General features: G+C 41.2%; 19 protein-coding genes and 1 pseudogene. 8 read left to right on the top strand and 12 right to left on the bottom strand.

All coding sequences use genetic code 11. The features are described from left to right. Window positions 1-8 precede the first annotated feature (8 nt). Genes RMX89_RS28145 through RMX89_RS28130 form a run of 4 tightly spaced genes read left to right on the top strand, consistent with a single transcriptional unit; the run spans window position 9 to window position 3897 of the window. Entirely contained in the window at window positions 9-968 is a 960-nt protein-coding gene (locus RMX89_RS28145) for a glycosyltransferase family 10 domain-containing protein (protein WP_322674005.1), read from the top strand. Window positions 969-971: 3 nt separating this feature from the next. Next, window positions 972-1952, top strand: coding sequence for an Npun_R2821/Npun_R2822 family protein (locus RMX89_RS28140; RefSeq protein ID WP_322691243.1), 981 nt, complete (start codon window positions 972-974; stop codon window positions 1950-1952). A gap of 3 nt (window positions 1953-1955) precedes the next feature. Further along, window positions 1956-2846, top strand: coding sequence for an Npun_R2821/Npun_R2822 family protein (locus RMX89_RS28135; protein ID WP_322691242.1), 891 nt, complete (start codon window positions 1956-1958; stop codon window positions 2844-2846). Between the two features lie 16 nt (window positions 2847-2862). Continuing rightward, window positions 2863-3897 (top strand): Npun_R2821/Npun_R2822 family protein, encoded by a 1035-nt coding sequence (locus RMX89_RS28130; protein ID WP_322691241.1) that lies wholly within the window; start codon window positions 2863-2865, stop codon window positions 3895-3897. A gap of 224 nt (window positions 3898-4121) precedes the next feature. Here RMX89_RS28130 and RMX89_RS28125 read toward each other — a convergent pair whose 3' ends face one another. The 4 genes from RMX89_RS28125 to RMX89_RS28110 all read right to left on the bottom strand — a co-directional run bounded on the left by RMX89_RS28125 (window position 4122) and on the right by RMX89_RS28110 (window position 10075). Next, the gene (locus RMX89_RS28125; protein WP_322674009.1) at window positions 4122-4496 is read right to left on the bottom strand and encodes a hypothetical protein; all 375 of its coding nucleotides are present in this window, start codon (window positions 4494-4496) and stop codon (window positions 4122-4124) included. A gap of 29 nt (window positions 4497-4525) precedes the next feature. Next, on the bottom strand, window positions 4526-6250 hold the full coding sequence (locus RMX89_RS28120) for an AarF/ABC1/UbiB kinase family protein (protein WP_322691240.1): 1725 nt from the start codon (window positions 6248-6250) through the stop codon (window positions 4526-4528). A gap of 476 nt (window positions 6251-6726) precedes the next feature. Continuing rightward, window positions 6727-9369 carry a M1 family metallopeptidase gene (locus RMX89_RS28115; protein WP_322691239.1) on the bottom strand — a complete coding sequence of 881 codons (2643 nt, stop codon included), beginning with the start codon at window positions 9367-9369 and terminating at the stop codon, window positions 6727-6729. A gap of 412 nt (window positions 9370-9781) precedes the next feature. Beyond that, complete coding sequence (locus RMX89_RS28110; RefSeq protein WP_322691238.1) at window positions 9782-10075, bottom strand: hypothetical protein; 294 nt, start codon at window positions 10073-10075, stop codon at window positions 9782-9784. Window positions 10076-10453: 378 nt separating this feature from the next. On the opposite strand from RMX89_RS28110, the gene RMX89_RS28105 reads away from it, so the two are divergent. Further along, a complete protein-coding gene (locus tag RMX89_RS28105; RefSeq protein ID WP_322691237.1) occupies window positions 10454-12130 on the top strand; it encodes a DUF3352 domain-containing protein in 1677 nt (558 codons plus the stop codon). Window positions 12131-12223: 93 nt separating this feature from the next. Here RMX89_RS28105 and mscL read toward each other — a convergent pair whose 3' ends face one another. Continuing rightward, complete coding sequence (gene mscL / locus RMX89_RS28100; RefSeq protein WP_322691236.1) at window positions 12224-12655, bottom strand: large conductance mechanosensitive channel protein MscL; 432 nt, start codon at window positions 12653-12655, stop codon at window positions 12224-12226. A gap of 328 nt (window positions 12656-12983) precedes the next feature. On the opposite strand from mscL, the gene RMX89_RS28095 reads away from it, so the two are divergent. From RMX89_RS28095 to RMX89_RS28085, 3 genes are read left to right on the top strand one after another with little or no spacing between them, the layout of a single operon-like run. Further along, on the top strand, window positions 12984-13907 hold the full coding sequence (locus tag RMX89_RS28095) for a class I SAM-dependent methyltransferase (protein ID WP_322685866.1): 924 nt from the start codon (window positions 12984-12986) through the stop codon (window positions 13905-13907). Beyond that, window positions 13900-14868 carry a PrsW family intramembrane metalloprotease gene (locus RMX89_RS28090; protein WP_322691235.1) on the top strand — a complete coding sequence of 323 codons (969 nt, stop codon included), beginning with the start codon at window positions 13900-13902 and terminating at the stop codon, window positions 14866-14868. Before RMX89_RS28095 ends, RMX89_RS28090 begins: the two co-directional genes overlap by 8 nt. Before the next feature lie 32 nt (window positions 14869-14900). Further along, window positions 14901-15458: a Uma2 family endonuclease gene (locus tag RMX89_RS28085; protein ID WP_322674016.1), complete on the top strand. Its 558-nt coding sequence runs from the start codon at window positions 14901-14903 to the stop codon at window positions 15456-15458. Window positions 15459-15562: 104 nt separating this feature from the next. Here the strand turns inward: RMX89_RS28085 and RMX89_RS28080 are convergent, their stop codons facing one another. From RMX89_RS28080 to RMX89_RS28050, 7 genes and pseudogenes are all read right to left on the bottom strand, one after another. After that, entirely contained in the window at window positions 15563-16435 is an 873-nt protein-coding gene (locus RMX89_RS28080) for a 6-carboxytetrahydropterin synthase (RefSeq protein ID WP_322674017.1), read from the bottom strand. Between the two features lie 163 nt (window positions 16436-16598). Then, a complete protein-coding gene (locus RMX89_RS28075) occupies window positions 16599-17300 on the bottom strand; it encodes a J domain-containing protein (RefSeq protein WP_322691234.1) in 702 nt (233 codons plus the stop codon). Window positions 17301-17315: 15 nt separating this feature from the next. Then, window positions 17316-18278, bottom strand: a complete 963-nt coding sequence (cysK, locus tag RMX89_RS28070) for a cysteine synthase A (RefSeq protein ID WP_322691233.1) — start codon at window positions 18276-18278, stop codon at window positions 17316-17318. 84 nt (window positions 18279-18362) lie between these two features. Next, window positions 18363-18800 (bottom strand): Rrf2 family transcriptional regulator, encoded by a 438-nt coding sequence (locus RMX89_RS28065; RefSeq protein ID WP_322685871.1) that lies wholly within the window; start codon window positions 18798-18800, stop codon window positions 18363-18365. Window positions 18801-19211: 411 nt separating this feature from the next. Next, window positions 19212-20942 carry an iron uptake porin gene (locus RMX89_RS28060; RefSeq protein ID WP_322674021.1) on the bottom strand — a complete coding sequence of 577 codons (1731 nt, stop codon included), beginning with the start codon at window positions 20940-20942 and terminating at the stop codon, window positions 19212-19214. Window positions 20943-21430: 488 nt separating this feature from the next. Beyond that, entirely contained in the window at window positions 21431-21712 is a 282-nt protein-coding gene (locus RMX89_RS28055; RefSeq protein ID WP_322674022.1) for a 4a-hydroxytetrahydrobiopterin dehydratase, read from the bottom strand. Between the two features lie 777 nt (window positions 21713-22489). Continuing rightward, window positions 22490-22575 (bottom strand): annotated as a pseudogene (locus tag RMX89_RS28050) (photosystem II protein D2); the annotation flags it as partial.

The raw sequence follows: 22575 nt of genomic DNA, 5'->3' as shown, positions 1-22575 counted from the left end.
TACGATTTATGACTATTAAAACTGTTGGCATGATTAGCAGCTATTCAGGCCTTGCTAAAAATAAAGATTGGTTATGGCAACAAACTCCGCACTACTTTGGTGTTTGGAACAACATCCAAATGTTGAAAATGGCAGAAAAGCCAGACTTTATGTTGCTATATCAATTTGATTTTCCTCAAGCACCGCCACAAAAATCTTGGTTAGATAGTTTTCGCAAACAGCAGCAAAAACCAGTAGTAAATGTTGAATCTCTACTGCGTGGCGTTAACAAAGAGCGGATTATTTATTTGCTCAGAGAACCGCCTTTAGATGAAGTTCTAAAAATAACTAATCATAATTATCAAGAAGCCCAGAAGTATTGTGGCTACGTTTCTGGCCCCGATGATTTTGCTCCCATTCCTGACTATATGCCTGCTATTTGGTATCACTCAAATTCATTTCAAGATTTAAATGAAATGCCACCACCCCCAAAAGTTGCCCCATGTAGTTGGATTACTTCGGGAATTAGCCGCACAGCCAATCATCGCCAGCGTTTAGATTTTTTACAATCTTTGCAATCTAGCGGCATGAAATTTGATTTGTATGGGCGTAACTTACCAGAATGGGCGAACAGTTCGGGAGAACTAGGTAACAAATGGTATGGCATGGCACCATATTATTACAATCTGGCAATTGAAAATTATGCTGATAATAATTGGTATGTGAGTGAGAAACTTTGGGATAGTTTACTTGCTTGGTGTTTACCAATTTACTATGGCGGCCCGGCTGCTGATAAGTTATTGCCGCCTGGTAGTTTTTTGCGGTTGCCCAGTTTAGATGAAAAAGGCATTGCCTACATCCAAGAAGTAACAGCTACACCTGATGCTTGGTATGCTGCCAAAGATGCGATCGCAGAAGCGCGTCAAATCATTTTACACAAATTAAACCTGCTTAACTGGTTATCAAACTTTGTCGATCAACACTCATAAATTATGAATGGTATTTGTACCCTTGGCAATGATTATGTTTTCGATCAACTGGTGGCTTTGCTCAATAGTATTGATGTTATCTTAGGCCCAGAAACTCCTGTTTGTATCTATCCTTTTGACGATCGGACACAACGAATTGCTGATGAAATAGCTAAACGCCCTAATGTATTTCTTTACGACGATCAAGAATCAATCAACCGCTGGGATCAATTTATGCTCGCAGCAGCCCCAGAACGATTGAATCGGAGTAAATCCCGTCTTTATGGCGCTCATCGTCGTTTCTGCGCTTTTGATGGGCCATTTGAGAAGTTTATCTATTTAGATGCAGACACATTGGTAATGAAGTCACTTGCAGCAGTGTTTGAAAAGCTAGATAGTTATGATTTTGTGGTCTACGATTTCCAATTTACAGACGTTAGTAAAATATATAATGTTAATTCTCCCAAATTACTAAAAGTTTTTGAGCAAAAACGCATTGATTCCGAAATATTTTGCTCAGGCTTTTATGGTGCAAAACAAGGGCTATTTGACTCAGAAAAAAGAGATTGGCTAATATCACATTTACAAAATGGCGAGTCAGAAATTTTGTATGGTGGTGCTGGCGAACAACCATTAATCAACTACATGGTAATGAGGTCTAATCTTTCTATTTATAACTTTGCTCGCCAATTGCCAGATAATGAAAAAACAGGATGCTCTGCTAGCTCCAAACACTTCGAGGAACGAGAACATATTCTTTACGATCGCGGTAATCAACTAACTTATCTCCATTACATTGGGATTCCTCCTAATATTAATCAAGCAGTCTGTGCGGGAGAAAATATTGAGTTTCCCTATCGAGAGTTATTTCTCTATTATCGTTACTTACACGAACCAGAAAAGCGTCCAGTATTTACCAGTCCACCTAAAAATTATAATGACGCTCCAGTACCAAATTTACTTACCAGAGCTTTGCAAAAATTTAAGTTAATTAAACAAGGATAATTTATGAGTAGGGGCATTTATATAGTTGCTAATGACCGCGTTATCGATAATGCTATTGCTTTACTCAATAGCATTCGTTACTATGACCCAGAAGTTACCATTTATCTCATACCTTTTAATGACAATTATCACAAGGTAGCAGAACAGCTTGCTACCTTACACAACGTCCAAATTTTCCCAGATTTAGAACTTATTGATACATTTACCAAACGCATCGGCGAAATTTTTGACCGAGATTTCCTTGCCTTACCCAACAAAATGCGTAAATTGGTGGTGTGGTTTGGGCCTTTAGATGAATTTATTTATATTGATACGGATATTGTCGTTTTTGAAAAAATTGCCGACAATTTAGACAAACTTTCAGAAGTCGATTTCTTCTGCTGTGATTACCATCATGCTAATGAAAAGCTGCGAAATATTTTTTCCCCATTTGTGAAAGAGCAGCAAATTTTTTCCGATGCCCAACTTCAAGATGTTTTCAATAGCGGTTTTTGGGCTTCGAGAAAAGGAGCTATTACCGAACAACAAATGGATGAAGCTTTGCGCGAGTGTGCCGCACATCGTGAATATTTCGATTTTTCTGAAGGAGTTACAGACCAACCAATTTTAAATTATCTTGTTCTTAAATTAATTTCCAAACGTGGAAATCTCGTAAAAATTCCTGGGGGAGGGCCTGGTAGTTGGGCTGGTTCGCGAAATTTCCAACAGCAAGATTACGCCTTGTATGACCGAGGACAACGACTCAAATATCTTCACTGGGCTGGTACGCGGATGAAAACTGGTAGTCCCTATTGGCAATTGTGGGAACACTATCGTTATCTGCATGAGGGTAAATTTGCCTTCATTCCCAAACTGACTCGCCGTTTATTTCCCTTTGTTTCTGCGCGTACTTAATATTAGGAGTATCCCAATGATTGATGGTATTTATATCCTAGCCAATGATGTTGTCTATGACCAATTAGTGGCGTTACTCAATAGTATGGAAGCTAATGCTGGTAGGAAAATTCCTATTTGTATAATTCCATATAATGAGCAGTTAGACAAAGTAAAGGCAGAGATTGCATCTAGAGATAATGTTACTTTATTTGAAGATTCTGATTCTATAGCTTATTGGGATAACTTTGCAACCCAGGTCTGGCAAAATCACTCAAGGGCACAAAAAACTTGGCGAAAATGGGGGCTTCCAGAACTTTATCGTCTACCAATGCATCGTAAGCTTTGTGGTTTAGATGGTCCCTTTGATAAATTTATTTATTTTGATGCAGATACGCTCCTTATGGGGCCTATAGACTATATATATGAAAAATTAGATAAATATGATTGGGTAACAAATGATTTTCAATATAAATCTGAATTGAAATATATTTTTGATGGTTCACCAGAACTTATACAGCAAATTTTTGACCAAGAAAAATTGCATTCTCATATATTTTGTGCAGGTTGGTTTGCTACTAAAAAATATATTTTTTCTCAAGCTACATTAGCAAACCTACTCGACAAATTACAGGTTAGTGAAGCTGATGTCATGGCTCTTGGAGGCCCTGACCAATCTTTATTTAACTACATGGTATTGAGAAGTGGAATTTCCTATTATAACTTTGCTTTTCATGACTGCGAACAGGCAACTGGCAACCATTGGAGTTCTCAATTTGATGTGGTAGATAACATCCTTTACGACCAAGGACGGCGGCTGACATATCTGCACTATATGAGTATAAGTTCACCACACTTTACTCAACTTTGCGCTGGTGAAGATATCGATATTCCATATCGAGATATATTTTTGCATTATAGATATTTAAACTCACCAGAACAAAGACCCAAAAGCTTTAGGCGTGAGAGTCCGCTAATGCGTTTGCAAAAGACTACTACAAGTTTTTTCAATCGAAAAGTCAACAATATTAAGCTTAACTATCGTAATTTCAAGGATAAAATGACTAACTAATTAAGCAAAAGTGGACAAAATGTTTTTTATTTTCTAGCTTACCTATTGCTCACTAATTAGGAAGGTAATTTTAACGCAATTAAATATTGGAATGATGAAATTTCAGTAAAAAATAATTATTCACCACTAGTTAACGATCTCATTTTTAGTAGAGCATCATTGCTGGCGGTGAGTATTTACGGTAATTTAGATATTTGTGAGGCTTCCTACTATTTAACCCTCTTCTAAGAAAAAGAATCTAAATCTAAAGATTGCATCCCTTCGCGTTGTATGAAGGTCATCATACTTCCCAACTGCAACCAAACTAGCAAACAAGTAAATAGACTAATTGGTAAACCGACTCCTAAAGCCAAGGATGAGGGAAAGCCAAATATCTCTAAGCCTGAAGACATAAATAGACAAGTACCGCCTGTTATGCCGATAAATGGTACAAGTAATTGTTTCAGTGAGGAACGTGGCTGAGTATTTTCTGCTCGTTCGCTTGGCCAGTTCTGCACAATTACTTTCAAAGTGCCAGATAATGCCAAACCAGATGTTAATGCTATCAAAAAGCCAACAACTAAGAGAAAGTAAGGCGGTTGCTCAGGAAAATAATACATGAAAACTCCTAATTTATATTAAAGATTTTTTACTTTTTATTTGTTGACTGGTTCTCAGCAAAAGACCCAAGTAATGTCGCTTTTGGCAGAATAGCGGCTGCACCTTCTCTGGATAATTCTGTTAAAATCCCGATCGCTACATTTAATAAACGATCCGGTTTTAAGTCATCTTTAACCAGATTCCACAGGCGTTGGACATCTTCGGTATGGAGGCGGTCATCTTCGGTGAGAGCAAGCACCAACTGTCGCCTTAGAAACTTGCCTTCTGCCGACATTAAGTATTGGAACCCCATCTGCGCTGTGGGCAATACATCAAAGTTGTTATCGTTACGAGCGATCGCAATTAAATTTTCTAACCGCTGCCACTGAAATTTACCATCTTTGAACAATACATTCAATAATCGTCGTCTTAATTCCGGCGATTCCCCTGTCAGCAACCGCCGCGCTATATAGGGATAACCCACTTCCACAATTTTGAAATCGGGGTTAAGGCTAAGGGCAATACCTTCTTGGGTAACTAGAGAACGAATAATCAAGGCAAACTTTGCCGGAACTCGGAAAGGATATTCGTACATCAGTTCCGAAAATTCATCGGTAATAGTTTTGAAGTTAAAATCCTTGACATTTTTACCAATAGCGTTTCCTAGCACCGCTTCTAATGCTGGCACTATCGGGCAAATATTCGTGTCTGGAGTCAGAAACCCTAATTTTACAAAGTCTTCGGCTAAGTCGGTATAGTCTTTATTAACCAAATGCACTAGTGCATCGACTAGCGTTTCTTTGGTGCTTTCTTCCAACTGATCCATCATGCCGAAGTCAATATAAGCCATACGACCATCGGGTACAGCAAATAAATTGCCAGGATGAGGGTCAGCATGAAAGAAGCCATATTCTAAAAGCTGTTGCAATCCTGATGTAACGCCAATTTGGATGATTGCTTCTGGATCTAAACCTGCTTCGCGGATGCTTTGAGTATCCGTCAGCTTGAAGCCGTCAATCCACTCCAGGGTTAAAACGTGGGTGTTGGTATAACGCCAGTAAATTCCTGGAACTTTAACTTGTGGGTCGTTGCGGAAGTTGGTAGCAAATTTCTCGGCGTTGCGGCCTTCATTAATATAGTCAATTTCTTCAAATAACTTCGTGCCAAACTCGTCCACAATTAAAGTTAGGTCGTGACCGAGATTTAAAGGCAACCAAGGAGCTAGCCAACCTGCTGCCCAACGCATTAGATATAGGTCGCGTGTAATTACCGGATGTAAGTTAGGGCGTTGCACCTTTACGGCGACTTCTTCACCACTAACCAGACGACCCCGGTACACCTGACCCAAGCTAGCAGCAGCGACTGGGTGAGGTGACAGTTCGCTAAAACTTTCGTGAATTGGACGACCTAGTTCTGTTTCGATAATCTGGTAAGCGATCGCATTATCGAAAGGTGGTAACTGGTCTTGTAACTTGATCAGTTCTTCTAAGAAATCTTTGCGTATCAGGTCAGGTCTGGTGGAGAGGGCTTGACCAACTTTAATAAAAGTCGGGCCGAGGCGGGTGAGCAGTTCTCGCAACTGGATAGCTCGTTTACCCTTGTTTTGCTCAACTTTATCTTGCCACTCGTCCCACTTCAGATTGAATATAAATCCTGCAAAAGAGGAGATAATTCTCAGCAGTCGTCCCCAAGCTAACCAAGGACGGGAGCTATAGTAGCGAGCGATCGCATCTGGATTATAGAGTTTTAGTTGAGCAGGTTGATACTGACCCACGCCTTTTTTTGCCTCTTCAACTGAAAAATTTACAATTATTGTTTTTCTCCTGACTTACAAGTTAGTTGCAAGTTCAGGATAGCGGTAGTCTTCTGTCTAAAATAACTAGAACTCTACCCTTTGGGGTAGCGATCGAGGCGATTTTAGCATCTGTTACTGCCTAGATTTGTTTATCTTTTTCTTAATTATACTTTATAAAACTACAACTACTTATCCAAGTTTGAGATGATTTTATCTTTTCTTAACTTTAATTTATATAAATATAAATATGTACCTATATATGCAAATTGAAACTCAGTAACCGCTTACAATATAAAGATCCCCGACTTTTAACATAAGTCGGGGATCTTAGTACTATGTTTATTTATACCTATGATTTAAGTGGAAAATAAAATTACAGCATCAACTAAAACATTGGTAATTGGTAGTAGTTTTGCCACAATTACCAATTACCGACTTTTAATTATCATGTAATGCTATTTAGATTTGGCCTCCAAGTTTTCTAAACGGCTCCTCAATTCCTGATTTTGTTGTTTGAGTTGGTCGAAATCTTCACGCAGTTGACGCAGGGTTTTTTCCGAACCAATGTTCTTTTGCACCTTGGAAATTTCTTCTTCAGCAGAGCGACGTATACGCCCATCAGCTGTTTGTTCAGCTAGCGATCGCAAAATCCCCGCTGCTTTAGGTGTTTCCATTTGTCCTAATGCTGCTGCTACCGACACTTGCGTTAAGAAGAAGCTTTCTTTGGCTAGTTCTGTTAATTTTTCTAAAATCCGTTCCAAATTAACCGGACTTTGACCTACCGAAATCTTTCCTAAAGCGCGAATTGCAGCTAAACGTAGGGGTTGTGGCACACCGAGTTTGGTGTATTCTAGCAGCAGATTTAAAGCTGCTTCCGAAGTTTTGAATTCAGCTAAACCAGCAACAGCCCCACTCCGCACAACTTCATTCCAACCCGCCTTTTCTTCTAAAATGCCTTTCAGCAGCTTTAACACCTTGTCTTCCTTGGGTTTTTCTTCCAAGTTTGATGAGGCGATCGCCCCGATAACACGAGAAGCTGCTGCTTCCACGTAATAACTGGGATCGCCCTTTTGCACTAACCCTCTGACAACTTTATAGCTTTCAGCAGTTTTGAATTGAGTAAGTGCTTCCACTACAGCTCGTCGCACGTAAGCATTTTTATCTTTTAACCCAGGAATTAAACCATCAAAGGCTTGATCTAAATTGATTTGGGCTAGTTGTTTCGCCACTTCCACGCGCACACCCCACAATGGGTCATTTTTTAGCGATGCAGACAGTGCAACGATCGCTTCTAACCCACCTTTTTTTGCCAAAGCTGCTGCTGCATAACTACGCGAAATTGGGTCGGGATCGAATTCTAACTGTGCTTTTAACTCCGCGATTGGATATTCTAAAGCTACTGTTTTTAGGTAATTATTTCCAACATCAAAGCTGATAAATTGGGGCTTATTTTCTAGAGGAAAGTAGAAGCTTTGTTCGCGTTCATTCACCCGGACAGTAAAAATTTTGAGTTGTGAGTTAGGAGTTATGAGTTTGGAATTATTTTTAACTCCTAACTCCTCACTCCTCACTTTTTCTTGTTGGGTATAGCCAAAACCAATAGGTATTTTTAAATCAAATAAATCCTTACTGCCATTTTTACCTTCATCAGCTTGGGTTTGAGTGACTGTAATTTTTGCTAAATGAGCATCTCCATCCCAAGAGTAAGCTACTTTAAAATCGGGATGACCACCACGATAAACGTATTGGTCAAACAGGAACAAAAGATTACGTCCGGTTGCCTTTTCAATCGCCCTAAGTAAGTCTACTGTTTCTACGGTTTTGTGGGCATTATCTTGGACAAATGTTTGAATTGCCTGCCAAAACAACTCATCTCCCAATTGGGCCCGAATCATGTGATATACACAAGATCCTTTTTCGTAGATGTGGCGATCGTAAAGTTCAATAGCTTCTCGGTAAACGTGCGTTACCATTGGACGGCGATAACGACTGCTATCTTCGCTTAAGTAACGACGAGCTTCCAATAAACGATAGTAAGCTGCTTCTTCTAAACTATATTCCTGTTCTGTCCACATCACCTCAGAGTAAGAAGCCATCCCTTCTTTAATCCAAGCATGAGACCAATGCTTAATCACCACCAGATCGCCAAACCACTGGTGCGCGAGTTCGTGGACGACTAAACTTTCAGTGTTGCGGTTATCTAAAGCGGCGCGTTCATCTAGCAAACATCTGTCTGTTAACAGTGTTGTGGAAGTGTTTTCCATGCCGCCAAAGATGAAGTCGTCAACGCAAACTTGGGCGTATTTCGGAAAAGGATATGGATAACCATACTTTTGGCTCAAAAATTCGATCATTCGGGGAGTTTTTTCCATGCTGCGTTTAGCATCTTCCTCCCGTCCCTTTTCTACATAGTAGGTGACAGCTTTACCGTTCCACTCATCTCGAATTTCAGCAAAATCACCTACTGCTAAAGTCATCAAGTAGGTAGGATGAACTTGTTGCTGTAACCAATGGTAGATTTTATGATCGCCATCTTCTGTGGTGTTAATCAATTCGCCGTTAGAAATCGCCACGAGAGGGTTGGGAACGCGGACACGAATTTCCGAAGTAGACAGTTGTCCTGGATAGTCAAAGCAGGGGAACCAAAAGCGAGAGTCTTCGTCTTCCCCTTGAGTCCACACTTGAGTAGGTTTATTAGGGTAGTGCTTATCTGGTTGAATAAAATAAATACCGCGTTGCGGTTTTGTCACCGAGTAAGCGATCGCAATCAGCAAGCCTTGACCAATCTGGGTTGCCTGAGAAAGTTGAATAGAAAGCTGTTCCCCGTCATGGTCAAAATTTTGTGGCACTTCGTCCACCTGCACAGACTCGATATTTAGATTGACAGCATCCAATGTCAAACGATCAATACCATTACGGATTGGCAAGAGGCGAATGCTACAACTGCCCTGATAGCTTTGCTTGGGGATATCCAGGCTGAGATCGAGAAAAATATGCTCTACCTGTCCGGGGCGATCGGGGTTGTAGTGTGGTCTTGCTCCCGGTAACTCAAAAGGTTTGTGTCCGTTATTATCTGTATCAAAATAAGACTGCGACATTGATGCTTACTGACCTTGTAATCCTGAAAAGTCTGGCTTGGTTGGATGTAGTTAAGTAAAATAGCGGTATCTGATGTATTTCCCTCAACAGGGCATTATGGAGGTGACTTCTCACCTTGGGATTGGAAGATTGAAATTAATCTCACCCGAATTTCCAAAGATCGGCAACCGATCGTGGAATTTTTTCCATATCCCTGCCGCATTTACTTTTGCTGATGTTCTGCATTTGGTATTGAGTCAAGAGTCTCTTGCACCTCGATAGATTCTCATTAAGTACAAATACTCCTAATTATTTTTATAACTTTAGGATAGCTTGCTGCTAAACACGCTATTTTGTTTAAAATGAACAGCATATCATTTGCAGATTCGCTCCTCATCTGGTTGAAGTATTTTTGAGAGTAATTTTAGACCGCTAATTTGTAGGATTACTAATTTTATCAGTAAATACCATAAATGCAGGATACCAGTTGTGCGAGAGTACAATAACCGATTTCTGTCTCCGTAAAAACTCTTGTATTGGCGAGTGCCCGTAAAAGTCGCTCAGAGAGAACGCTTGTAGATTGACGTTGCGCTTCCCAAATCCTGTTAACCTCTTTAACAAATTGGCGACGCCGAATAGCCCGTCGTAGACATCGCTAGCTTGTTTGCTGCATAGATGAACTGTGAGATCCAAGTGCGATCGCAATCTGAAATCATTCGTAAACAATTGAGATTCTCAACTTCATAAGAGTTGTCGGGAATCTTACCCTTGCAATTTTTACAAATCAGATAGGATTGCTATGTATTTAATTTGCAAAAACCCATTTGTAGTGAAAAATCACTTTTAAGTTGGATGTTTGCTGATTGAGACGTCACGTTTAACTGAGAATCTTTATAATTAATATCCGATTAATAATGGATGTCAAAAGCAATAATTGTCTGCAAGTAGGAGATAGATGTGCAGCTTGTCAATCAGCATGCTGCTGAATCCTTTTGTCATGGGTTAGTCTAGCGATGGATTAGCGGAAATTATTATAAATCCGAAAACTCTACAGTGACACTTGTATAAATCTCGGTGACAATCTGAGCAAAAGAGGATAACAAAATGCCTGAAAGTAAATCAAAATTTCTCATTCCTGCTGTTGGTGCTGCCGTCGTTGTCGTAGGAAGTATAGCGGCTTATACGTACTTTAAAGGCTCACCAGTAGGTACATCAGACGCTCTAGGTAGTGCTAAAGTAGTACCTTCAACAGCACTGATGGCAACTTATATTACTACTGACTCTCAAGCCTGGGCAAAATTACAGCAGTTTGGCACTCCAGAAGCACAAAAGTTAGTGGCAAAAGGTCTGGAAGATTTCAATAAGCAAATGTTCAGTGACAGTAACGTTTCTTATGAACAAGACATAAAGCCTTGGGCTGGTGGTGTGATGATTGCTGTATTGCCACCAAATCCCGTCAAACCAGCACAGTTAAAGGTACCCTCTGGGGCACCTAATGTACCAACAAATTTACAGCAGGAATCAAATATCCTGATAGTGGTGGGAATCAAGGACAAACTCAGCGCCTTGAATTTTGCTAACAAATTGAAGTCACAAAAAGGAGTGAAATTACAGGAATCTGACTATCAAGGTCAAAAAATTGTCGAAACTACACAAAATGGCAAGCCGACGTATAGCGTAGTTTTAAATGATAGTCAGTTGGTATTAGCCCCTGAAAAGCAAGCTGTAGAAAAAGCAATTGATACGTTTAAGGGGCAGTCTTCTTTTGCCAGTAAAGAAGGTGCTAGCAGCATTCTTAAAGGAGTGGATGTTAAAAACAGCCTCGCCCAAATTTATGTACCAGACTATGCCGAGATGATACAGCAATTAACTGCTGGAAATCCGCAGGCAAAGCAGTTACCGCCACAAACTCTGACACAACTGAAGCAGATAAAATCTGTGGTAGCGGGTGTTGGAGTTGATGATGCGGGAGTGCGGGTAAAAGCGATCGCTAATTTAGATCCACAATTAAATAAATTTCAGTATCAATCAAGTCCTGGGAATATAGTCGGGCAATTTCCTGCTGATACCTTTGCTCTGATTAGCGGAAATGGCATCAGCCGTGGTTGGGAAGTGCTAGTAGAGCAGTCAAAAGATTATCCAGAAATGAAGCAAGCTCTGGAACAAGCGCGAGGACAGTTGAAAACTGTCAATATAGACCTGGATAAGGATGTTTTTGGTTGGATGAATGGGGAATTCGCCTTTGGTGCGATTCCATCAAATCAAGGAGTATTAGCGAGTGTTGGTTTTGGAGGTGCTTTAGTATTTGATACTAGCGATCGCAAAACTGCCGAAGCCACTTTAACAAAATTGGATACCCTTGCCAAAACCCAACAAATCAACGTCGCCAATAGAAATATTGGTGGTAAAGACGTAACTGAGTGGCAAATTCCCCGACAAGGAGCTTTATTAGCACATGGTTGGCTAGACCAAGATACTGTATTTGTAGCTCTTGGTGGCCCCATTGCTGACGCAGTTAGCGATCGCAAAAATCCATCTCTTGACACTAGCGACGCTTTCAAAACCGTGACTGGTTCTTTGCAAAAGCCCAACGGTGGCTATTTCTACCTAGATATGGACAAAACTAAAACTGTGCCCCTAATCAATAGTTTGGTATCATCTAACGCCGATACCCTCACCATTTTGAATTCCATTCGCGGTGTTGGTTTTACCGCTATTAGCCCTGATAAATCTACTAGTGAATTAGAAATGTTATTAGCTCTTAAGCCTGCTGCAAAGTAGGGCATTGGGTATGGGGCATTGGGCATGGGGCATTGGGCATTGGGTATTGCGTATTGATTATTCTTTCCTGCTCCCCTGCTCTCCCACTCCCCACTACAAAACTTGATTATTCCGAGTTTCCAAGGTTTGGTTGAGTCTATCCAACGCGCCAGTCAATCTTTCTTGGGCTACAAGGTTACGGTCTGCTAGGGGTTCATCGGCGACTTCTTCTTGTCTCTTGAATTTTTGTAAGGCTCGAATTGCTACAAATAAGACTAAGGCAATGATTACAAAGTCAACTATTGCGCCAAGAAAGTGACCAATCTTGATTCCCGGGCCAATGGCGATTGTTCTCCAGTCTGTGCCAGCAAAACTAACCAAGGGATTAATCAATGGCATGATTACATCTTCAACAAAGGAAGTGACAATCTTGCCAAAAGCACCACCAACGATCACAGCGATCGCCAAGTCAACTACATTGCCTTTAAGGGCAAATTCTTGAAAATCTTTTAAAAAGCCACTTGCTCTTCTTCTTGCTCTGGCCATACTTGACTCTCAATAAGCTGAAATTTTTGTAATTTTCTTCATAAATGCCACTCAGTTTTTTGCCATCTCTGTTGAGACAGATGTTGCTAAGAATCAAAATTTTACCAGTCTTAAATAAAATTCTCTGAATAAAAATATAAATTGTAAACTGGCATAATTCACAGTTTCTCGGAACTTTGCTGTTCTCCAAATATAAACTTTCTATAATATTTGTTGCTTGGGGCAAGCCAAAGGAGGAAGACTACCGTTATACAATTCAATTCATTTCTAGACTCCTGTCTAGCAAGTATGTCATAAGTAGAAAAGGCTGTTAAATCCAAACTAATTTATGACTGCTGCTGTAAACACTAATCCTGGTTTAGCTTCCCGCTTGGTGAATGGCATACTGGCAATTCAGCCTTTAGCTAACTTAGCCAAGCATCAAGCTAGACAAATGATGATTAAACGTGCCGAGAGAATTGGTGTGCCTTGGACGCAAGAAGTCGAAACACTACAAGCGCGTGATTGGAAGAACGATCTCGCTCAAGTACAAAATCCTCAGCTTTCCTACCCCGATTACTACGTCACCTCATTCCATGCCTACGAAACCGGAAATCTCAGTTGGCAAGCGGCTTTTGAGGTAGAACCTGCTGCTTACGCTGTCCACGCTAAGATTTGGCAGAGCGCTGAAGAAGCGCAAGGCGATCCAATGCTGCGCCAAAGTTACCACAATATCCTGAAAAGTCAAATCCCCAATGAGCCGCAAGACATCTTAGATGTAGGATGTAGTGTGGGCTTGAGTAGTTTTGCCCTACAAGAAATTTATCCCCATACCAAAATTACAGGCTTAGACTTATCTCCCTACTTTTTAGCCGTTGCCAATTACCGGGCTGGGCAACGTCAAGCTAAAATTAACTGGCTTCATGCCCAAGCTGAATCTACTGGGCTACCTGATGCCTCGTTTGATTTAGTTTCCATTTTCCTGATGTGCCACGAATTACCCCAATCAGCAACCCGACAGATTTTAACTGAAATGCGGCGTGTGTTGCGTCCGGGTGGCTACTTGGCAATTATGGATATGAATCCCAAATCTGAAGTTTACAAGAAAATGCCAGCCTACATTTTGACTTTGCTCAAAAGTACTGAACCGTATTTAGATGAATATTTTGCTTTGGACATTGAGCAAGCTATTGTTGAGGCGGGTTTCCAAGCTCCCACTATTACCAACAATACCCACCGTCACCGTACAGTAATTGCTCAGGTGAGTGGTTGATTTATCTCTATTGTTGTGGGCAGCAATACCACCCTTACTGCTGCTAGGCTACTACTACTGTCGAGTGCCATTTGCCCCACCTCTGTTAAAGTTACTCATGTTCTTTATCATTGGGGCAATATCTGGTTTTTTAGCCCTTAGCCTCGAATGGGTTTTTGAAATTATAGCCAACTGGTTTGTAGACTGGCAGCAGATGAAACGTTGGCTTCCTGGTACAGCCTTGCGGCAGCTTGTGGAAATAGGCCCAATTGAAGAAGGCTGCAAGTTGGCTGCGGTTGTTATCCCAATCTCCTATCTGCAACGCAAGTATCGATTATTTAACTCTACAGTTTTCCTCTTCGCGATCGCCGTTTCCTTGGGATTCACTGCTGAAGAGAACTGGATTTACTTTTTCCACGGTACAGCATCAGTTTTTGAACGTACTATCGGCACGCCAGTCCATGCTATGTTCTCTGCACCTTGGGGATATGCATTAGGAACCTATATTTCCCCTAAAAATCGGTTAAATCGCGACAAAAAGTTTATTTTTAGGGCTTGGCTAAATTCTGTCAACTGTCATGCCCTAGTAAATGTCTTATCTACTGCTTGGGGTTACTCATTACCCCTACGTTTCCTAAGCTATGGTTTATTTCCGTTTCTGTTGTGGATGTTTTGGCGGCTGGAACAATTACTGCGAAAAGTACAAGGTAAACCTGTAATTACCCTGATTTGTGACCGTACAATCCAGCGCCGTTACTGGCAGAGGAGTTTAGTGCTGTTTGCCCTCGTGCTGGGTGGAAATGCTATTTTTGGGGTGTTTCTCTTAGTCAGGAAAATTAGTCCTTTGAGTCCGTCAAAGCTTTTTGACACTGATATTTTGTGGTTTATATTTAGTCGCTTTTTACTAAATCTCTTTTTTGGAGTTTTAGCTTGGGGCATTTATCGCTATTTGCGACATTCTGCCCGCCGTCGGTATTTTTAAAATATGATTTAGGAAAAGGCTAGGGGGTTTCTATGCAAACAACTCCAGTGCGTTGGACGACTGCTGACCTAGAGCTATTTGCTAGCGATCGCAGAAATCGCTATGAGATTATAGATGGAGAACTCTTTGTGACCAAATCACCTAGTTGGGATCATCAATCAAGTTGTGGCAATATTGTTACAGCTCTTAACAATTGGTCAGATGAAACTGGTCTGGGTAAAGCTGCGATCGCACCTGGAATTATTTTCTCAGATTCGGACAATGTGATCCCTGATGTGGTATGGGCAAGTCATGAACGCTTAAAAAACTTACTAGATGAAGCTGGACATCTCACGGGCGCACCAGAGTTAGTAGTAGAAGTTTTATCTCCCGGCGAAAAAAACGAGAAACGCGACAAGGAAACAAAGCTAAAGCTGTACTCGGTACAAGGAGTTCAGGAATATTGGATTTGCGATTCTATACAGAAAAAAGTTGAGGTTTATCGACGCGAACAGGCTGTATTAAAGTTAGCAGCTACTTTATTTAATCAAGATGAATTGACAAGTCCTTTGCTACCTGGTTTTAACTGCTTAGTAAGTAAACTTTTTTAAGTGGGCATTGGGCACTTGTACTGAGCGTAGTCGAAGTATTGGGCATTGGGCATTGGGATGATATCAGTTCCCTATGTCCTATGCCTAACTAAATTTTCAATTACCTAAACGTTTGCTAATACTGGCTGACTCGCGGCTGCGCTGACTGAATTTGATTCAGATTCAGTACAGTAGATTTCGCAGGAGTTATTGGGACTTTCAATCAGTTTCACTTTGTAAAGTTTAGCTCCCAATTCTTGAATAGGCGATCGCAGTAAATTACTAATGTAAAGTGCGATATTTTCAGCAGTCGGCACAACTTCGGCAAAGTAGGGAATATCTTTGTTTAAAAAGGTGTGATCGAATGGCTCCACCACATAATCTTCTACCACTTTATTCAGGGCACCTAAATCAACAATCATCCCAGTACGTGGATCAATTTCCCCTTTCACGGTAACTTCTAGATGATAATTGTGTCCGTGACCGTTGGGACGAGCGCACTTACCATAAACAAGCGTGTTTTCTTCGTTACTGAGTTTAGGATGAGCTAGCCGATGGGCGGCGCTAAAGTGAGTACTGATGGTGAGGTAGGCTTCCATTGCGTTTCCCATATAATCTGCCCAAAGTTCAGGATGTTCAAATAACTGCACGCGGACTAAAGGCAAATGAGGTGCTAGCCGTTGCCAGATAATCCGTGCAATATTCTCAGTGGTAGGCAGAGTTTGTTGAAATTCTGCCCACACATCATTGAGATAAGAGAAGTCCAATTGACTGGTAACTTCTCGTTGAATTACGTGTTTCACATCAGACAAGTTCAGCACCATACCATAGTCATCTAATTCCCCAGCTAGGGAGATGAATAAGACATAGTTATGCCCGTGTCCCGGAAATCTAGTACCAGCACCAAATTTCTCAATATTCTCGGCTTCACTCAGTTCTGGCAACCAATAACGATGACTTGCTGCAAACTGAGCGCGGCGATTAACAATGCATTGCATGAGTACACTATCAGCAGAATTTAAAATTTCTTAATCTTTTTCTGTTTCCAGCATAAACTAATTCCTAAGTTATATGTCATTAGTCATTAGTCATTTGTCATCTGTCCTTTGACATCTAGCGATATTGACTTATACCTAATGCCCAATGCCCAGTGCCCAATAATTATGTAACAGAAGCTTGTGCTTCACAGTGTAATCTCGAAGCTATGCGGAATAGTTCATGACCTGTGTGTAAATAACGCTCATCGTAGTTCAAAGGAAAGTAACCTAATTCATCAAGTCCATCTCCTACTTGATCGAGGCTGTAGTAGAGGTGAGCCGCTGTTCTTGCTAAACTAGGGGGATTTGGCAGGGAACGAAAAGTAGTTTGTGCCTGCTTGAGGTCATCTCGACAGGTTTTTAAGTATTCCTGAAATTCATCTAACAACTCATCATCAAAAGGATCGGCAGCTAATTGATCCATTTGTTCTTCTAACGAATAAAGAATCGTACAAAGCAAGCGATTTACTGGTTGATAAACTTGGCGCAGCCATTCTTCAACTTGCTCGTCAACATCGCGTCCAGTTTTTCGTGTTGTCTGGTAATGCTTTTGCGCTGATGCTGTACGCTGTTGGCGATCGCTATTTAATTTTTGGGAGTCATCTTGCAGTTCTTGGTCATAATTGCGGCGATTTTGATTGTCGCCTAAGACTTCATAAGCTGCATTGATGCGGATAATTTGCTCGCGATCGGCACTTTCCTGATTACTGTCAGGATGAAACAACTTAACCAAGCGGCGATAAGCTTGCTTAATCTCCGCAAGGCTTGCACTTGGACTAACTTTGAGAGTTTCGTAATGGTTAGAAACGCGGTTATAATTGACCATTGATTCAATGTATCGTTAACTTACGCTAGCGGCCAATCTTGCCTCCAGGTCTTGGAACAACGGTGTACTCAAATACCTCTCACCAAAACTGGGCTGAATCATCACAATTAAACGTCCCTTATTTTCTTGACGTTGGGCGACGCGAATTGCCGCACATAAAGCTGCTCCACTGGAAATACCAGATAGTAGCCCTTCTTCTTTTGCCAAACGCCGACTATAAGCGATCGCATCTTCATCGGTGACGGTAATCACTTCATCAATTAATTTTATCTTGAGTACTTGGGGAATAAACCCAGCACCAATTCCCTGAATTTTGTGGGGGCCTGGTCGTCCCCCAGATAAAACTGGGCTATTGGCTGGTTCAACTGCGATCGCCTTAGAATTAGGCTTACGTGCTTTAATCACTTCTGCTACACCAGCGATCGTACCACCTGTACCCACTCCTGCCACAATGATATCGACTTGTCCATCGGTATCTTCCCAGATTTCAAGCGCCGTAGTTTCCCGATGCACTTTTGCATTAGCTGGATTGCGGAACTGCTGCAACATATAGGTATTTGGTGTAGTATTAACTATTTGCTGCGCTCGTTGAATTGCCCCACTCATACCTTCCATTCCTGGTGTTAGTTCCAGTTCTGCTCCATAAGCTCGCAACATTGCCCGACGCTCTCCACTCATGGTCTCTGGCATTGTCAAAATTAATCGATAACCCTTTGCTGCTGCTGCCATTGCTAGGGCAATACCGGTGTTTCCAGAAGTGGGTTCTACCAATACTGTCTTCCCAGGAGTAATTAGCCCCTCCTCTTGGGCAGCGTTAATCATACTTACCCCAATCCGGTCTTTAACTGATGCCGATGGGTTCATACTTTCCAGTTTCACCACAATTTCTGCAACACATCCTTCTGTTTGAGGAATCCGGTTCAACTGCACTAGGGGTGTACGACCGACAAGTTCTGTAATGTTACGAGCTATTCGCATAAATTAGTCCTTGATTATTAATTATTTGTTATTGGTCATTAGTCATCAACAAATGACCAATGACTAATGACAAATGACTCTTGACTAAATGTAGTACATGATATCTAATTGCTGCCGCGAATCTCGTTTTTCACAAAGATCCTGGAGCGTATATTTTTGCAAGACTGAATTTGCCGCGCGACTTGCTTCTTGCCAAATTTCTTCTATAACTGAACTGTCTATGCTTTTGGAATTAACGTTTTCTTCGCCAGCCCGCGCCTCTAAGCCTTCTAAACATTCCAAAATCTCAAAAAGGATGATTTTTCGGGGTTCTCGCGTTAACAGATAGCCACCTTTTGACCCACGCTGACTTTTAACTATACCGCCACGCCTCAAGGTTGCTAGTAGCTGTTCCAGATAGCGATCGGGTATATTTTGTTGTGCTGCAATTTGTCGAATTTGCAGAGGTTCGCCGCTTTCGTAATGAGCGGCCATCTCTAATAAGGCGAGAATTGCGTATTCCGATTTACAGGATAGTTCCACAAGCAGCAATAAGTTAGGGGTAAAAATTAGTTAGGAATTAGGAGTTAGGAGTTGGAACTCATTCAATTTGAATTTGAGATTTTTTCTTCAATCTCAAATCCAAAGTTCAAAATCTCAAATTGGTAGAGTTAAGATACTACGCAATATGTAGCTTTATACCGCCAACTTCTACTCAAAAAGCTCGCTCAGAAAAAGTTACTCACGGCGTAAGTCACTTGTAGAGTAGGCATTACTCTAGTCTATTCATATCAAACCCGCCATAACTCATAACTTCTAACTCATAACTCCTAACTTTTCTATTATACTCCGGTTAACTACTGGGGTTTATCCATTATTATTACCGAAAACAAAAAACCCCGCCTAATGGCGGGGATAAATAGAGTTCAAATTTGTCAGTAGATAATCAACACTCTAGAAGGTGAAAGTAGTTCTGAGCGTACCGATAATAGCATCATCGTTGTCGCTGTTTTGGCCAGGAGAGGTCAACCAGATTACACCAGGGGTTACAGAGATGTTATCCGACACACGATACTTGTAGAAGCCTTCAAAGTGGTAGGGTATATCGTTGTTGCCACCAAAACCTGGGCGGTTAAAGGAATAGGGTTCTGCACCAGCAAAAACACCTAAAACGTTACCTTTTTTACCGAAATCAGGTAACGCTACCCCTAAACCGTAGCTCCAAGCTTGATAATCATCACCTGCACCTGCACCTGTAACATCATGGTAAGAGACGAATCCACTAACGGACAGTTTGTCGCTAGGTCTAAACGCAGCCGACACACCGTAGGAGTTGCTGTTAGATCGGGTTACACCTGCTGCATTACCTAAAAAGTTAGCTTGTCCAGTACCTACATCAAAAGCTCCAGTTGTTCCGTCTGTACCAGAGTCAAATAAAGCACCACTGGCACTATATGCGTGGACGTAGGTAGCAGCTAAAGCCAAGCGATCGCCAACACTAAAGTTCAACTGTCCGAGAGCTGCATAGTCACCGTTGGTCAGACCTGTACTAAGACCAGGATTATTAGCTTGTGATGCCAAGTAACCCGCAGTGATTGAGCTATTTCCCAGGATACCGCCACCTTTACCAAGGGGTACATTGAGTGCTATACCAGCACCGCCACCAATCCGATAGATAGGACTTTCAGAAGCAAAGGTAGATAAAGCGCCGTTACCACCGTCGTCAGTGTTGTCAAAAAAGTAAGGATTGTTGACAGCAGCATACTGGCTATGCCGTCCGCCACTAGCTGCGAGGTAAACTTGGGCTGGACCGATGGGAGCTTCATAAGTCAAGCGGTCAATTCTGACACTGTTGTTACCATTGCCTATACCAACTTGATATGTTTGTGTGCCTTCAGCAGTACCGATCGGATTATTAACGTCATCCCTTATTGAAAAGGCTTGTGCATTACCTGCTGCCAGACGTGTATGCAAAACATCTCTACCAGTGAAGCTGGTTTGCAAGTCTAAACGTACCCGATCTTGGAAGACAGTATTGTTAGCGTCACCAGTGTTACCTCCAAATACATCACTAACGGCGAAAACGGCTTCACCGACTAGTTTTGTGGTAGTGGAAAACTGATTAGCTTCCAATTCAGCAGTCCGCGCTTCTAGGGAATCTACGCGACCGCGTAGGGTTGCCAATTCTGCGGAAAATTCTTCTTGTAACCGTTGTAAGGTAGCTAAATCTTGTTTTGTCACCAAGTCAGCTGTTGCTGTGGCAATCAATTCGTTAACCCGATCCAAACAGGCATTCAAACCAGCAGCAAATTCATAACGGGTCAAAGCACGATTACCGCGATATGTGGAATTCGGATAACCTGCAATACAACCATAGCGCTCAACCAAGGACTGCAATGCTTGGAATGCCCAGTCAGTAGGTTGTACATCGGAAAATTGAGAAACCGATGTTACTTGAGACTGAGAATTGCCTTGATTACCTTCGTTGCTGTAGCGATTAACTTGATCTATGGTTGTTTGAGCTAGTATTTCTGGCTGTTGGGCAACTTCAGTTACACCTAGTTGCTTGGCTGGTGATACTTCTGTGGTTTTGCTTGGGGCCGCCATTGCTGTTGCCGAAACTAACAATGTTGCTCCCAAAACTGCTGGGCTAACCACTAAGGATTTCCATAATAGATTAGACATTTTTCCTTTACTCCTCACACCTTGTTTAGATAATTGGTTTCGTTACACCTAATTCTCGAAAATGCGACATCTCATTGAAACCTATGGATGAGGCATAATTGTCTCTACTACAATTCTAGTTTTTGCAAAGCTAATAAACGATTAACTTTGGGTTAAAAACTGATGTGATTAACTTATGCAAAAACATATCTTTATATCATAACATTATAAAACATCCGATCTAGATGGCAATATTGGAGCGATCGCCTTAATAACTGTCACACATACTTATCTAAATATCTAAGCAGGGAGTAGAGTTTGGGTCATTCGCTCTCTACACAAGCTAAATTACTGAAGCTTTAGACACTTAGAGTTTGCGATCGAAAATCGCTTCTTCCACTCGCTCCTAGTATAAATCTCACCCCAGTTAAAACATACTGGCTCGGCTATATAAACCGTATATTGTAGTGACTTCTTATAGTTTGGTACAAGATATTAAAAGAAATCACTTAGTTAATCTGGGAAATCACCCGTGCTACATCAAAGTCTGGCTGCGTCAATCCGCCTACATCATGTGTTGTAAGTGTAATCTTTACTTTATTGTAGGAAATCTCTATATCTGGATGATGTCGGGCTGACTCAGCCGGTTCAACTAGTTTATTGACAAACTCCATTGCTTCAATAAAATCTTTAAATGTACGGGTAATCTGCAACTTGGAATCTTGAATAGTCCAATCTGACAAAATCTTTGCCTGTTCTTGAATTTGGGCTTCGGTGAGTAGTTGTGCCATATCAAGAAATTCCTACTTTTATATTTGTTACAACATTTTGGATCTGACAAAGACAAACTCCTTTATTCTCCACACAGAAAATATGGGAGAATAAATTCAGTCAGAATTCGTGTGTCTAGATTTCAATCAGACTTGGCAGATAAACGCTATTTCTCATATTTGGTCAAACTCCAAGGTTTAACCAAGATATTTATGCTTTTTAATAAAACTTAAATAGGTTGGCTTTGTTCGTGGCAGCCATCCCTATCTCTCTTTTAAAAGTAAGCATTGATAAAACAAAAATCACTTATAAAAAACTATCCGCCCTGATTTAGATAGGGTGATCTAAGTCAGAGCGGTCTAGCGGGTCTTCAGGTTGCAACCAGACTGCCGGAAGGAACTCCGAGCTTGCCTAGCTACTTGAGCTAACTTAGTATCTCAAAGATAACTAAGGCTAACTTTTAGAGAACAGCCCCGGCGCGCAGCCGGCTAACTGCAACCTGATGACCCATGCGTATACTACTTTCTATCATGGGCATCACCTCCTTGTTGCCTAAGCGGTCTTAGTCTCAAAAGGGCAGAGAATTTACTCTGGGTTTATAACCTTCATCTAACATAACACATAAATTTAGAGATATTAACCAATATATAAAAAATCTCCCACCTTTTTGATGGGAGATTACTAGAGATAGTGAAAATTGACACTTTATTGGTTGATTACAAGGAGATTATTTTATCTGGGTGTGCCAATTTTCGCCAACCACAACCCTAACTGAGGTCATGGTCAAATTTGAATTCTTAGAGAGCGTTACCGCGAGGTAGAACTTCTTCAGGGAATACAAATTGTTCGTGGGGTTGATCTTGAGGAGCCATCCAAGCGCGGA

The sequence above is a fragment of the Nostoc sp. DedSLP04 genome (assembly GCF_034530775.1).
Lineage (GTDB): Bacteria > Cyanobacteriota > Cyanobacteriia > Cyanobacteriales > Nostocaceae > Nostoc.
Note: the sequence above shows the minus strand (reverse complement) of the source record. Positions and strands in the feature narration are given on the sequence as shown.

Bases quoted from the DNA above. Each gene is read 5' to 3' on its own strand.
- RMX89_RS28145 (WP_322674005.1), top strand. From the start codon at position 9: ATGACTATTAAAACTGTTGGCATGATTAGCAGCTATTCAGGCCTTGCT.
- RMX89_RS28055 (WP_322674022.1), bottom strand. From the start codon at position 21,712: ATGGCACAACTACTCACCGAAGCCCAAATTCAAGAACAGGCAAAGATT.
- RMX89_RS28125 (WP_322674009.1), bottom strand. From the start codon at position 4,496: ATGTATTATTTTCCTGAGCAACCGCCTTACTTTCTCTTAGTTGTTGGC.
- RMX89_RS28135 (WP_322691242.1), top strand. From the start codon at position 1,956: ATGAGTAGGGGCATTTATATAGTTGCTAATGACCGCGTTATCGATAAT.
- RMX89_RS28130 (WP_322691241.1), top strand. From the start codon at position 2,863: ATGATTGATGGTATTTATATCCTAGCCAATGATGTTGTCTATGACCAA.
- RMX89_RS28140 (WP_322691243.1), top strand. From the start codon at position 972: ATGAATGGTATTTGTACCCTTGGCAATGATTATGTTTTCGATCAACTG.
- RMX89_RS28060 (WP_322674021.1), bottom strand. From the start codon at position 20,942: ATGTCTAATCTATTATGGAAATCCTTAGTGGTTAGCCCAGCAGTTTTG.
- RMX89_RS28095 (WP_322685866.1), top strand. From the start codon at position 12,984: ATGACTGCTGCTGTAAACACTAATCCTGGTTTAGCTTCCCGCTTGGTG.
- RMX89_RS28085 (WP_322674016.1), top strand. From the start codon at position 14,901: ATGCAAACAACTCCAGTGCGTTGGACGACTGCTGACCTAGAGCTATTT.
- RMX89_RS28075 (WP_322691234.1), bottom strand. From the start codon at position 17,300: ATGGTCAATTATAACCGCGTTTCTAACCATTACGAAACTCTCAAAGTT.
- RMX89_RS28105 (WP_322691237.1), top strand. From the start codon at position 10,454: ATGCCTGAAAGTAAATCAAAATTTCTCATTCCTGCTGTTGGTGCTGCC.
- mscL (WP_322691236.1), bottom strand. From the start codon at position 12,655: ATGGCCAGAGCAAGAAGAAGAGCAAGTGGCTTTTTAAAAGATTTTCAA.
- RMX89_RS28080 (WP_322674017.1), bottom strand. From the start codon at position 16,435: ATGCAATGCATTGTTAATCGCCGCGCTCAGTTTGCAGCAAGTCATCGT.
- RMX89_RS28115 (WP_322691239.1), bottom strand. From the start codon at position 9,369: ATGTCGCAGTCTTATTTTGATACAGATAATAACGGACACAAACCTTTT.
- cysK (WP_322691233.1), bottom strand. From the start codon at position 18,278: ATGCGAATAGCTCGTAACATTACAGAACTTGTCGGTCGTACACCCCTA.